The sequence below is a fragment of the Kribbella polygonati genome (assembly GCF_050320105.1).
Taxonomy (GTDB): Bacteria; Actinomycetota; Actinomycetes; order Propionibacteriales; family Kribbellaceae; genus Kribbella.
In genome coordinates this window covers 7966555-7979311 of record NZ_CP190129.1, presented here as the reverse complement: position 1 = coordinate 7979311, position 12757 = coordinate 7966555, and the positions used below count along the sequence as shown (strand labels likewise).

The window sequence follows — 12757 nt, the reverse complement described above, 5'->3', positions numbered from 1 at the left end:
ACGGGTGAAAGCGGAGACGGAGCAGGACTACGTGGACTTCGTGACCCATCATGCGAACTCTCTGTGCCGTACCGCTTACCTGCTGTGCGGGGACTGGCGACGGGCCGAGGACGCCACGCAGGAGGCGCTGATCCGGATGTACCGCGTCTGGGGCCGGATCCAGCGCAAGGGCGTGGTCGCGGCGTACGCGCGGAAGGTCGTGGTCTCGACCACCCTCGACGGCCTCCGCCGCAAGTCCAGCCAGGAAGTCGTCACCGGCAACGAGTACTTCGTCAACGAGCCCGGCGCCGACGCCCTGGGCGTGGTCGAGAGCCGGATGGTGATCACCGCCGCCCTCGCCGAACTCCCGCCCCGGCAGCGCGCCTGCGTGGTCCTGCGGTACTTCGACGAGCTGTCCGTCGAGGAGACCGCGGCCGCCCTCGACTGCCGCCCCGGAACCGTGAAGAGCCAGACGATGCGGGCGCTGGAGAAGCTCCGCGCACACCCGGCGCTGGCAGATCTCTCCGACCTGATCGGGGCGAAGGCATGACCGACCTCAAGACCCTGCTGGACCAGGCCACCGACCGCCGCGAGACCTTCACGCCGGACGTCGGCGAACTCGTCGCCGCCGGGCAGCACCGGGCCCGCGTACGCCGGACCGTGCTGGGCGCGGGCGCCGTCGCCGTCGTCGCGGTTGCCGCCGTACTGCTGGCCGGACCGCTGCGTACCATCCGCACCGAGCCGCAACCCGCGATCACGCCGACCGTCAGCCGGCCGGCCGCGGTGACGGACCTGTGCGCGAAGTCCGACGACTTCTTCCGGACCGCGAACGACGACGCCTGGCGCGCGACGGTCGTCCGGAACTGGACCGACAAGGTGGTGGAGGTCACCGACGCGGACGGCGCGATGACGGTCCGCCGGTCGCCGGACGGAACGCAGTACGCCTACTGCGTGGCCGGCGTACCGATCCAGGGGAAGCCGGTGGGTGGCTTCGGGGCGACGCTGCTGAACACCGGCATCGTCAACCGGATGTACCAGATCCAGCGGTACTGGAGCATGGCGTGCGGTGCCGCGAAGGTCGACCGGAGCGACGGGATCAACTGCCGGGGCGTCGTCTACAGCTACGCGGGCCGGGTGCCGGAGGGAGTCACCCGGATCGCGTTCTCCGGTCTCGGGCAGCACGCGGACGCCACGATCAAGGACGGGTACTGGGCGCATCGCGTGTACACGGACGACATCCGCAACGGCAACACCGACCCGGTGTACATCACCATGTTCGACGCCTCCGGCAAGCAGGTGTTCCGGGACCAGTACTGACCTGCTGCGATGATGGCCGGATGGACGTAGCGGTGCTGGAGATCGGGGGAAGTCACGTGACGGCGGCCGTGGTGGCGCCGGGGACGTGGGACGTGACCGAGGTGGACCGGGCGAAGCTCGCGTCGCAGGAGGCGGCCGAGGTGGTGGTCGGGCAGCTCGCGGACGCGGCCCGGAAGTTGCCGCTGGCAAACGGTCTCGCGGTGGCGCTGCCCGGGCCGTTCGACTTCGCCACCGGGGTCGCCTGGTACCGCGACCAGGGGAAGTTCGACCAGCTGTACGGGTTCAACCTCGGCGCTGCCCTGGGCAACGAACTGGGTGTCGAGCGGCTGCTGTTCATGAACGACGCGGAGGCGTTCGCGGTCGGCGAGTGGACCGCCGGCGAGGTCCGCGGCGTCGAACGCTGTGTCGGCGTGACGATCGGCACCGGCATCGGTACGGCGTTCCTCGCCGGCGGCCGGGTCGTCCGCGAGGGCGGCACGGTCCCGCCGGGCGGCGAGCTCTACAAGACGACGTACGCCGGGAAGCCGCTCGAGGACGCGATCTCCGCCCGCGCCATCCTCCGCCGCTACACCGAGGCGACCGGCCACGAAGCCCCCGGCGTCAAGGAGATCGCCGACCAGGCCCGCGCCGGCGATTCCAAGGCCCACGACGTACTAACTGCCTGCTTCACCGACCTGGCCAACGCCCTGACCCCCTGGATAGACCGCTTCGGTGTCACCCACACAGTTCTGGGCGGCTCGATAGCAGGAGCTTTCGACCTCATCCATTCGTCCCTCCCCTTCCAAGCCTCCGCCACAAAGGACACCGAACACTCAGCCCTGATCGGCGCCGCGGCCCACTACCTCAGAACCTGTCCATGACCCCCGCTACGGTCGGTGGCGTGAAGATCGCCGCGCCCCGCCTCCGTGCCCAACTCGACTCCGCGACTCCCGACGGAATCGACGACGAGGACCGCCTGCTCGACCTCGACCTGGAAGACGTGGACCTGAGCGACACCGAGGCCGAGCACGTCGAGATCAGCGGCTGCCGGCTGACGCGGTCCAAGCTGGCCGGGTCCGAGCTGGAGAAGCTGATCCTGGTCGACACCGAGCTCACCCAGTGTGACCTCGCGAACTCCCGCTGGGCGGACGCGTCGCTCACCCGGGTAGCGGTCACCGGCTCGCGGATGATCGGCTTCGCCGGCCCCGGGGCGAACCTGCAGCACGTGACGGTCCGCGACACCGTACTGGACTTCGCGTCGTTCCGGTTCGCGAAGTTCCAGCGGGCCGAGTTCACCGACTGCCGGCTGCAGAGCGCCGACTTCGTCTCCGCGGACCTGACCGGCGCGACGTTCCGCGGCTGCGACCTGTCCGGCGTCGAGTTCTCCCAGGTCAAGGCGGCCAAGGCGGTCTTCGTCGACTGCACCTGGGACGGTGCCAAGGGCCTCGCCTCGTTGGCCGGCGCGACGGTCGCCGCCGCCTCCCCGATCGACACCCTCGCCTTCACCAGCGCGGTGACCGTGGCGAGCGGTATCACACTCGCGCACCCCGACGAGCTCGACTGATCGATCGCAGCAGCCCAGCCCTGCCCAGGGGTGAGCCTGCCCACGCCCGGGTCGGTTCGGCCGGACGGCCCATTAAGGTGGGCGTGTGACTGACTCGACGATCATCTACACCCACACCGACGAGGCTCCGGCGCTCGCCACGTACTCGTTCCTCCCTGTCGTCCAGGCGTACGCCGGCCAGGCCGGTGTCGGCGTGGAGACCCGGGACATCTCACTCGCGGGCCGGCTGCTGGCGGTGTTCCCGGAGTACCTCAAGGACGACCAGCGGGTCGCGGACGCGCTCACCGAGCTCGGCGAGCTGACCCACCGGCCCGAGGCGAACATCATCAAGCTGCCGAACGTGTCGGCCTCGGTCCCGCAGCTGAAGGCCGCGATCGCCGAGCTGCAGTCCCAGGGCTTCGCGCTGCCGGAGTACCCGGACGAGCCGAAGACCGACGAGGAGCGGGAGATCCAGGCCCGCTACGACAAGGTCAAGGGCTCCGCGGTGAACCCGGTGCTCCGCGAGGGCAACTCGGACCGCCGCGCGCCGGCCTCGGTGAAGAACTACGCCAAGACCCACCCGCACCGGATGGGCGCCTGGACCGCCGACTCGAAGACCAACGTCGCCACCATGTCCGCGGACGACTTCCGGACCACCGAGAAGTCCGCCGTGATCGCGGCCGACGGCTCGCTCCGGATCGAGCTGGCCGCCGCCGACGGTACGACGACCGTGCTGCGCGAGTCGGTCCCGGTGCTGGCCGGTGAGGTCGTCGACGCGGCCGTCCTGCACGTCGCCGCGCTCCGCGAGTTCCTCACCGCGCAGGTCGCGCAGGCCAAGGCCGACGACGTACTGCTCTCGGTGCACCTGAAGGCCACGATGATGAAGGTCTCGGACCCGATCATCTTCGGCCACGCGGTCCGCGCGTTCTTCCCGAAGACCTTCGAGCAGTACGGCGAGACGCTCGCCAAGGCCGGCCTGTCGCCGAACAACGGCCTCGGCTCGATCCTGAACGGCCTGGCCGACCTGCCGGACGGCGCCGCGATCAAGGCCTCGTTCGACGCCGAGCTCGCCGACGGACCGGCGCTCGCGATGGTCGACTCGGACAAGGGCATCACGAACCTGCACGTCCCGTCGGACGTGATCGTGGACGCGTCGATGCCGGCCATGATCCGTACCTCGGGCCACATGTGGGGCGCGGACGGCGCCGAGCACGACACGCTCGCCGTACTGCCGGACAGCAGCTACTCCGGGATCTATCAGGTCGTTCTGGATGACTGCCGGGCCAACGGTGCATTCGATCCGGCCACGATGGGTTCGGTGCCGAACGTCGGTCTGATGGCGCAGAAGGCGGAGGAGTACGGCTCGCACGACAAGACGTTCGAGATCGGCGCCGCCGGCACCGTCCGGCTGGTCGACACCACCGGCACCGTGGTTCTCGAGCAGCCCGTGGAGCCGGGTGACATCTTCCGCGCCTGCCAGACCAAGGACGCGCCGATCCGCGACTGGGTGAAGCTGGCCGTGACCCGGGCCCGGGCGACCGGCGACCCGGCGGTGTTCTGGCTGGACGAGACCCGCGCCCACGACGCGCAGATCATCGCGAAGGTCAAGGAGTACCTGCCCGAGCACGACACCGAGGGCCTGGACCTCAAGATCCTCGCGCCGGTGGACGCGATCAAGCTGTCGCTGGAGCGGATCCGCCGCGGCGAGAACACGATCTCGGTGACCGGCAACGTGCTGCGCGACTACCTGACCGACCTGTTCCCGATCCTCGAGCTGGGCACCAGCGCGAAGATGCTGTCGGTGGTCCCGCTGATGGCCGGCGGCGGCCTGTTCGAGACCGGCGCGGGCGGTTCGGCGCCGAAGCACGTGCAGCAGCTGGTCAAGGAGAACTACCTGCGCTGGGACAGCCTGGGCGAGTTCTTCGCGCTGGCCGCGAGCTTCGAGCACCTCGCCCAGTCCACCGGCAACGCGCGGGCGCAGATCCTCGCCGACACCCTGGACCGGGCGACCGCGACGTTCCTGAACGAGGACAAGTCGCCGACCCGTCGCGTCGGCGGCATCGACAACCGCGGTAGCCACTTCTACCTGTCGCTGTACTGGGCGCAGGAGCTGGCCAAGCAGACCGAGGACGCCGAGCTGGCGACGGTGTTCGCGCCGCTGGCGGAGACGCTGGCCGCGAACGAGCAGGCCATCGTCGACGAACTGCTCGCCGTCCAGGGCAGCCCGGCCGACCTCGGCGGGTACTACCAGCCCGACCCGGCGAAGGCGGCCGCGATCATGCGCCCGTCCAAGACCTGGAACGAAGCACTCGCCACGCTCTGACCGTGCGAAGGGCGCCCGGGATGTCCCGGGCGCCCTTGTGCGTCAGGAGGTGAACGGCACCCGGACCCAGCTCAGTACGGCGGGGTTCCGCGGGTCGATCGTCACCCGCAGGTAGTCGTTGTCGCCGGTCGAGCCGTCGACGGTGATCCGGGACAGGTTCCCGGCCGGCGTCGCGCCGTAGAACTTGGTCCACGGCGAGTTCGCCGCGAGCGGCTTGTCGCTGTTGTAGACGTGGCTGTCACCGTTGAACAGGTACACCGGCCCGCGGAAGTTCGCCGACTCGCGGGCGATCTCCTGCACGATCGGCTGGAACGCGTAGTAGTCCGCGTATGCCGGGTTCGCCACGGTCGGGTCGAACATGTCGGCCTGGGTCAGCAGTACGACGGCCTTGTGGTGATCGGCCCGCGCCTGCGCGAACGTGTCCCGGATGCTCTGCATGACGGCCGACGTCCGGTTCAGCACCTCGGCGGTCTGCTCCGGGGTCGGCGCGGTCTTTCCGGTCCACGGCGCCATACTGTTGTTGCTGCCAACGATGTGCAGGGCGGCGAACGCGACGTCGCCACGGCTGAACCGGACGTCCTCCGGGATGCCCTGCGCGACCTGGCTCTCGACCTTCACCGAGTGCTGCCCGAGGGTCCGGCCGGGCTGCGGGAAGAACACCTGACGGATCTTCGCCAGCCGCTCCAGCGGGTTGTAGCCGCCGTTGTTGACGCGGTGGCAGTCGGTCCACTCGTTGTCGCCGACGGTGTAGACCAGCGGGTCGGCGAACCGGTCGAACTGCGTCTTCACCTGGGCGAAGTACTCGTCGCTGCAGACCGACGAGCCGTCCTTGATGTCACCGAGGTGGGTGACCAGCTTGACCGGTTTGTCCGCGTTGATCTGGTCGACCACCTTCGGGAACCGGGCGATCTGCGCGGGGCCGTAGGGAATGTCGCCGATCACGGCGAACGTGTACGGGTCCGGGCCCCGGTCCGCGACGGCGTTCGGGACGCCGACCGCGAGGCCGGCCAGGGCCAGGCACGCGGTGATCACGGGCACACGACGTACTCTCACTGAATCCTCCAAGTCCGAGCGGGTACGGGCCAACTTTTCGGCCCGGTGGTGAACGCCCGGGCACCCCCACGTGAACATTGGCGCCCCGGAAATACGTGGCAGCACGTCGTGGGACGTTCCTACACTGACCGTCATGACAGCTACCCGATCCGTGCTTGCCGCGCAGGCCACGGACTTCCCCCGTTGGTTCCAGGATGTGATCGCCAAGGCCGAGCTCGCCGAGAACGGCCCGGTGCGGGGGACGATGGTCGTACGACCGTACGGGTACGCGATCTGGGAACTGTTGCAGGAGGCAATGAATCGGCGGATCAAGGCGACCGGCGCGGTGAACGCGTACTTCCCGCTGCTGATCCCGGAGAGCTACCTGCAGCGCGAGGCCGAGCACGTCGAGGGTTTCAGCCCCGAGCTCGCGGTGGTGACGCACGCCGGCGGGAAGGAACTCGAGGAGCCCGCGGTGATCCGGCCGACGTCGGAGACCGTGATCGGCGAGTACATGGCGAAGTGGATCCAGAGCTACCGCGATCTGCCGCTGCTGCTGAACCAGTGGGCGAACGTCGTCCGCTGGGAGCTCCGGCCCCGGCTGTTCCTGCGGACCACCGAATTCCTTTGGCAGGAAGGCCATACGGCGCACGCCTCGGCCGCGGACGCCCGCGCGTACGCGACGAAGATCCTGCACGACGTCTACCGGGCGGTGATGGTCGACGTCCTCGCGATCCCGGTCGTGCCGGGCCGGAAGACCCGCCGCGAGCGGTTCGCCGGCGCGGTGAACACGATGACGCTCGAGGCGATGACCGGCGACGGGAAGGCCTTGCAGATGGGGACGTCGCACGAGCTCGGGCAGAACTTCGCCCGTGCGTTCGACATCGGCTACCTGTCGCGTGAGGGTCGTCGCGAGCTCGCCTGGACGACGTCGTGGGGCAGCACCACCCGGCTGGTCGGCGGCCTGATCATGGTGCACGGCGACGACAACGGCCTCCGGGTCCCGCCCGCCGTCGCTCCGGTGCAGGTCGTCGTACTCGCGGTCAAGGACGAGGCGGTCGGCGCCGCGCGCACGATCGCGGACGAGCTGACCGCTGCCGGAGTGCGGGTGTCGGTCGACGACCGCACCGATCAGCCGTTCGGGCGGCGCGCGGTGAACTGGGAGCTGAAGGGCGTCCCGCTCCGGGTCGAGGTCGGCCCGCGGGACCTGGCCGCCGGCGTCGCCACCGTCGTACGCCGGTTGCGCTCCACCAAGTCTGCCGTCGCTCTGACCGAGCTGACTCCGACCGTGGTGGCAGCACTCGACGCCGACCAGGCCCACCTGCTCGCGCAGGCGACCGAGCGGCAGGCGTCCCGGATCACCGAGGTCGCCACGGTCGACGAGGCCATCGAAGCGGCCGCGTCCGGTTGGGCGCGGATGCCGTACGACGCGATCGGCGAGGAGGGCGAGGACCGCCTCGGCGAATCCGGCGTCACGGTCCGCTGCCTGCAACGCCCGGACGGTTCGCTGCCGGTGGAGGACAACGAGCCGGGCCTGACGGCGTACGTCGCCCGCTCGTACTAGCGGGCCAGGTAACGCCGGACGTCATCGGCCACCTGGGCGCGGTACCGGAGTCCGTACTTTCGGAGGATCGCGCTCAGGTGGGTCTTCACGGTGTTGAGGCTGACGCCGAGTTCGGCGGCGAGCTGGTCGTTGTCGAGGCCGTCCGCGAGCAGCAGTGCGACGCCCTGCTGCGCCTTGGTCAAGCTGGCGAACCGGCGTTCGGGGGCCTCGTCGGTGTCCATCAGCATCTCGATCATCTCGGACTGGATGTGCTTGGTGACGTCAACGATCCGCTCCAGGTGCGCCTGGACGGCCGAACTCACCTCGGGCTCGTCCAGCGCCTCGGCGGCGATCTCGCGGATCGACGCGACCCGGTGTGTCAGGTACTCCATCACGTGGTCCGAGGTGAGCGTGTTGGGGCTGTCATCGCCCGCGGGCAGCCGGCGCAACGCGTCCCGGTCCTCGCCCTCGCGGGTCAGCACCCGCTGCACCACCTCGCACAGCCACTCGAACGCGCGCACCGCGTTCTCGTCGTACGACCTGGCGGTGAAGCTCTGCATCGACAGCATGCCGAGCAGCTGGTCCGGCCCGTCCTTCGCCGGCCGGAAGATCGGCACCGTGACGACGTCCGCCGGCCGGTGCCGCGGATCCCCGACCGGTACGCCGGCCCGCAGCGCGACCCCGCCGTCGTCGGCGAACCGGTACGTCTGCCGGTGCTCGACCAGCCACGCGGTCTGCCCGGTCGGGCCGTAGTTGTGGGTCGCCGGGTCGACGTACTCCCCGTCGAGGTACCCGTACGGGTAGCGCACCCGGCGGGCGCCCTGCAGCAGGCCGACGAAGAACGCGTCGACCGGGGCCACCTTCCCGGCCACCACCCGGACGTAGTCGTACAGGCCGTAGTGGTCCGAGCGGAACATGGTCTCGATCTTGTGGTACGCCTCGCGCAGGATGATCGCGGTCTCCGCATCAACCCGCAGCGGGACGGTGTTGTCCCCATCCACGGAGCCGGCTCCCCACAACCGATAGCGGTGTCGATCTCTCGATGATCCCGCTGTACCCCGCGGATGATCAAGCATTCGCTTGCCACAGTGGCGCGCGGGTGGTGTCGCCGCCACCCGCGCCCACGAGCAGGACACCGCAACTCTGCGCCCCCACGCCGCCCGGATCCGCACGCCCCCTGGCGGATCCCCGGCCCCGACGGTTGCCCGTGCCCTTCCTCCCCCTGTTGGCTACACAGTGCCACCGATCGCCGTGCGTGACCATCGCCCGGCGCATGAACTTGCCGGACCCGCACCTCATCCGCGGGATGAGATCAGAGCCAGCTGGTCTCCAGCGGTTTGCCCTCGGCGTACCCGGCGGCCGTCTGCAGGCCGACCACGGCGCGCTCGTGGAACTCGGTCAGGTTCGCGGCACCGACGTACGTGCAGGAGCTGCGGATGCCGGACACGATCGAGTCGAGCAGATCCTCGACGCTCGGGCGCTCGGCGTCCAGGTACATCCGGGCGGTCGAGATGCCTTCCTCGAAGATGCTCTTCCGGGCCCGCTGGAACGGCGAATCCTCAGCGGTACGGGACTTCACGGCGCGGGCCGACGCCATCCCGAAGCTCTCCTTGTAGATCCGGCCCTGGCTGTCCCGGTGCGGGTCGCCGGGCGATTCGTACGTACCGGCGAACCAGGAGCCGATCATCACGCTCGACGCCCCGGCCGCGAGCGCCAGCGCGACGTCGCGGGGATGCCGTACGCCGCCGTCCGCCCAGACGTGCTTGCCGAGCTCCCGGGCCCGGGTCGCGCATTCGAGGACGGCGGAGAACTGCGGGCGGCCGACCGCGGTCTGCATCCGGGTCGTGCACATCGCGCCCGGCCCGACGCCGACCTTGACGATGTCCGCACCGGCGTTCACCAGGTCGGTGACGCCCTCGGCGGTCACCACGTTGCCGGCCACGATCGGTACGTCCGGACCGAGTGCGCGGACCCGCTCCACAACCTCGAGCATCCGCTCCTGGTGACCGTGCGCGGTGTCCAGCACGAGTACGTCGATGCCCACGTCCAGCAGGGCTTTCGCCTTCTGCTCGGCGTCGCCGTTCATCCCGATCGCGGCAGCCACCCGAAGCTTGCCGTTGGCATCGAGTGCCGGGTCGTACAGGGTCGCCCGGAGCGCGCGCTGGCGGGTCAGGATGCCGACGATCCGGCCGTTGCCGTCGACAACAGGCGCGAGCCGGTGCCGCCCGTCGTGCAACTGGTTGAACGCCGCCTCCGGGTCCGTACCCTGCGGCAGCGTCAGCAGCTCCCGGGACATCACCGCGTCCAACTGCGTGAACCGATCCACCCCGGAACAGTCCGCCTCGGTCACCACCCCGACCGGCCGCCCGTGGTCCACAACGACCACCGCGCCGTGGTTCCGCTTGGGCAGCAGGTTCAGCGCCTCACCAACGGTCCCGCTCGGCGCCAGGGTGAGCGCCGTGTCGTGCACCGGATCCCGTTGCTTGACCCAGGCAACAACCTCCGCCACCACGTCCACCGGAATGTCCTGCGGAATCACCGCCAGCCCACCACACCGCGCGATCGTCTCCGCCATCCGCCGCCCCGACACCGCGGTCATGTTCGCCGCCACCACCGGAATCGAAGCCCCGGTCCCGTCCGCCGTCGACAGATCCACATCCAGCCGCGACGCCACCCCCGACCGATTGGGCACCAGAAACACATCACTGAACGTCAGGTCACCCGCCGGCTCCCGATCCTGATGAAACCGCATCCCAGACCCCTTCCACCGGTGTCCAAACCCCGCCAGCCTACCCTCGTCACGCACCGTGGCCGGGCAGATGAAACCGGCTCTCCCTTGGGTGGGAGAGCCGGTTTCGGGGGGTCAGCGGTGGAGGTCGAAGCGGTCGAGTTCCATGACCTTGTGCCAGGCCGCGACGAACTCGGTGACGAACTTCTGCTTCGCGTCGTCGGCGGCGTAGACCTCGGCGAGGGCGCGGAGTTCGGAGTTCGAGCCGAAGACCAGGTCGGCGCGGGTGCCGGTCCACTTGACCTTGCCGTCGACGGTGCCCTCGAACGTCTCCTGGCTGTCGTCCGCGGCGTGCCACTCGGTGCCGAGGTCGAGCAGGTTGACGTAGAAGTCGTTCGTCAGCGTGCCGGGGTTGTCGGTCAGTACGCCGTACTTCGAACCGTCGTAGTTCGCGCCGAGGACGCGCAGACCGCCGACCAGCACGGTCAGCTCCGGGGCGCTCAGCGTGAGCAGGTTCGCGCGGTCGAGCAGCAGGTACTCGGCCGGGAGCTTGTTGCCCTTGCCGTAGTAGTTGCGGAACCCGTCCGCCACCGGCTCGAGCGCCGCGAACGACTCGGCGTCCGTCTGCTCGGCGGTCGCGTCCGTCCGGCCGGGCGTGAACGGTACGACGATGTCGATGCCGGCGTTCTTCGCCGCGATCTCGACACCGACGCCACCGGCCAGCACGATCAGGTCCGCCAGCGACACCGGCTTGCCGAACGACTGCTGGATGCCCTCGAGGGTCCGCAGTACCTGGGCGAGCTCGTCCGGGTTGTTGACCTCCCACCCGCTCTGCGGCTGCAGGCGGATCCGGGCACCGTTGGCGCCACCGCGCTTGTCGCTGCCGCGGAACGTCGACGCCGACGCCCACGCGGTCGACACCAGTTGCGCGACGGACAGCCCGGACGCGGCGATCGCAGCCTTGAGCGCGGTCACGTCCGCGTCGGAGACCAGTTCGTGGTCGAGGGCCGGGACCGGGTCCTGCCAGATCAGCACCTCGCTCGGGACCTCCGGGCCGAGGTACCGCTCGATCGGGCCCATGTCGCGGTGCGTCAGCTTGTACCAAGCCCGCGCGAACGCGTCCGCGAACTCGTCGGGGTTCTCCTTGAAGCGGCGCGAGATCGGCTCGTAGATCGGGTCGAAGCGCAGCGACAGGTCCGTGGTCAGCATCGTCGGCAGCTTCTTCGGGCCGTCGTACGCGTCCGGGATGATCGCCTCGGCGTCTTTCGCGACCCATTGGTTCGCGCCGGCCGGGCTCTGCGACAGCTCCCACTCGTAGCCGAACAGGATGTCGAAGAAGTCCGTCGACCACTGCGTCGGCTTCGTGGTCCAGGTGACCTCGAGGCCGCTGGTGATCGCGTCCTTGCCCTTGCCGGTGTTGTACGTGCTCTTCCAGCCGAGGCCCTGCTGCTCGATCGGGGCGCCCTCCGGCTCCGCGCCGACGTTCTCCGCCGGGCCGGCACCGTGGGTCTTGCCGAACGTGTGGCCGCCGGCGATCAGCGCGACGGTCTCCTCGTCGTTCATCGCCATCCGGCCGAAGGTCTCGCGGATGTCGCGGGCCGCGGCGATCGGGTCCGGGTTGCCGTTCGGGCCTTCCGGGTTCACGTAGATGAGGCCCATCTGGACCGCACCGAGCGGGCGCTGCAGGTCGCGGTCACCGGAGTACCGCTGGTCGCCGAGCCAGGTGGTCTCCGGGCCCCAGTACACGTCGGTCTCCGGCTCCCACACGTCCTCGCGGCCGCCGGCGTACCCGAAGGTCTTGAAGCCCATCGTCTCCAGCGCGACGTTGCCGGTGAGGATCAGCAGGTCGGCCCAGGACAGCTTCTGGCCGTACTTCTTCTTCACCGGCCAGAGCAGCCGGCGGGCCTTGTCCAGGTTGCCGTTGTCCGGCCAGCTGTTCAGCGGCGCGAACCGCTGCTGACCGGCGCCCGCGCCACCGCGGCCGTCGTGGATCCGGTACGTACCGGCGCTGTGCCAGGCCATCCGGATCATCAGCGGGCCGTAGTTGCCGAAGTCGGCCGGCCACCAGTCCTGCGAGGTGGTCAGGACCTCGGCGATGTCGGCCTTGACCGCGGCCAGGTCCAGCGTCTTGAACTCGGCGGCGTAGTCGAAGTCCCCGCCGAGCGGGTTCGCGACGGCCGGGTTCTTGGCCAGGATCTTCAGGTTCAGCTGGTTCGGCCACCACTCACGGTTGGCGTTCCCGCTGGTCGGGTGCACGCCCTGACCGTGGTCGACCGGGCAGCCACCGCTCTGGGGCTCTTGGTTCTCGGACAT

10 protein-coding genes are annotated in these 12757 nt (G+C 69.7%); 6 read left to right on the top strand and 4 right to left on the bottom strand.

Features of this window, described 5'->3' with window-relative positions; genetic code table 11:
* The first annotated feature begins 4 nt into the window (after positions 1-4).
* The 5 genes from ACQHIV_RS38340 to ACQHIV_RS38320 all read left to right on the top strand — a co-directional run bounded on the left by ACQHIV_RS38340 (position 5) and on the right by ACQHIV_RS38320 (position 5141).
* Entirely contained in the window at positions 5-529 is a 525-nt protein-coding gene (locus ACQHIV_RS38340) for a SigE family RNA polymerase sigma factor (protein ID WP_427889232.1), read from the top strand.
* A complete protein-coding gene (locus tag ACQHIV_RS38335) occupies positions 526-1296 on the top strand; it encodes a hypothetical protein (protein ID WP_427889231.1) in 771 nt (256 codons plus the stop codon). The genes ACQHIV_RS38340 and ACQHIV_RS38335 overlap by 4 nt, the downstream gene beginning before the upstream one ends.
* Positions 1297-1316: 20 nt before the next feature.
* Positions 1317-2156 (top strand): ROK family protein, encoded by an 840-nt coding sequence (locus ACQHIV_RS38330; protein WP_427889230.1) that lies wholly within the window; start codon positions 1317-1319, stop codon positions 2154-2156.
* A gap of 20 nt (positions 2157-2176) precedes the next feature.
* A complete protein-coding gene (locus tag ACQHIV_RS38325; protein ID WP_427889229.1) occupies positions 2177-2839 on the top strand; it encodes a pentapeptide repeat-containing protein in 663 nt (220 codons plus the stop codon).
* 85 nt (positions 2840-2924) lie between these two features.
* Entirely contained in the window at positions 2925-5141 is a 2217-nt protein-coding gene (locus ACQHIV_RS38320) for an NADP-dependent isocitrate dehydrogenase (RefSeq protein ID WP_427889228.1), read from the top strand.
* Between the two features lie 42 nt (positions 5142-5183).
* On the opposite strand, the gene ACQHIV_RS38315 is transcribed toward ACQHIV_RS38320, so the two are convergent.
* Complete coding sequence (locus tag ACQHIV_RS38315) at positions 5184-6179, bottom strand: metallophosphoesterase (protein WP_427889227.1); 996 nt, start codon at positions 6177-6179, stop codon at positions 5184-5186.
* A 148-nt stretch (positions 6180-6327) separates the two neighbouring features.
* Between ACQHIV_RS38315 and proS the strand changes: the two genes are divergently transcribed.
* Positions 6328-7737 (top strand): proline--tRNA ligase, encoded by a 1410-nt coding sequence (gene proS / locus ACQHIV_RS38310; protein WP_427889226.1) that lies wholly within the window; start codon positions 6328-6330, stop codon positions 7735-7737.
* On the opposite strand, the gene ACQHIV_RS38305 is transcribed toward proS, so the two are convergent.
* From ACQHIV_RS38305 to katG, 3 genes are all read right to left on the bottom strand, one after another.
* Complete coding sequence (locus ACQHIV_RS38305; protein WP_427889225.1) at positions 7734-8717, bottom strand: helix-turn-helix transcriptional regulator; 984 nt, start codon at positions 8715-8717, stop codon at positions 7734-7736. The two genes, proS and ACQHIV_RS38305, sit on opposite strands and share 4 nt — an antisense overlap.
* Positions 8718-9028: 311 nt before the next feature.
* Positions 9029-10468 (bottom strand): GuaB1 family IMP dehydrogenase-related protein, encoded by a 1440-nt coding sequence (locus ACQHIV_RS38300; RefSeq protein ID WP_427889224.1) that lies wholly within the window; start codon positions 10466-10468, stop codon positions 9029-9031.
* A 111-nt stretch (positions 10469-10579) separates the two neighbouring features.
* Positions 10580-12757, bottom strand: a complete 2178-nt coding sequence (gene katG / locus ACQHIV_RS38295; RefSeq protein WP_427889223.1) for a catalase/peroxidase HPI — start codon at positions 12755-12757, stop codon at positions 10580-10582.

Bases quoted from the DNA above. Each gene is read 5' to 3' on its own strand.
- ACQHIV_RS38335 (WP_427889231.1), top strand. From the start codon at position 526: ATGACCGACCTCAAGACCCTGCTGGACCAGGCCACCGACCGCCGCGAG.
- ACQHIV_RS38330 (WP_427889230.1), top strand. From the start codon at position 1,317: ATGGACGTAGCGGTGCTGGAGATCGGGGGAAGTCACGTGACGGCGGCC.
- proS (WP_427889226.1), top strand. From the start codon at position 6,328: ATGACAGCTACCCGATCCGTGCTTGCCGCGCAGGCCACGGACTTCCCC.
- ACQHIV_RS38300 (WP_427889224.1), bottom strand. From the start codon at position 10,468: ATGCGGTTTCATCAGGATCGGGAGCCGGCGGGTGACCTGACGTTCAGT.
- katG (WP_427889223.1), bottom strand. From the start codon at position 12,757: ATGTCCGAGAACCAAGAGCCCCAGAGCGGTGGCTGCCCGGTCGACCAC.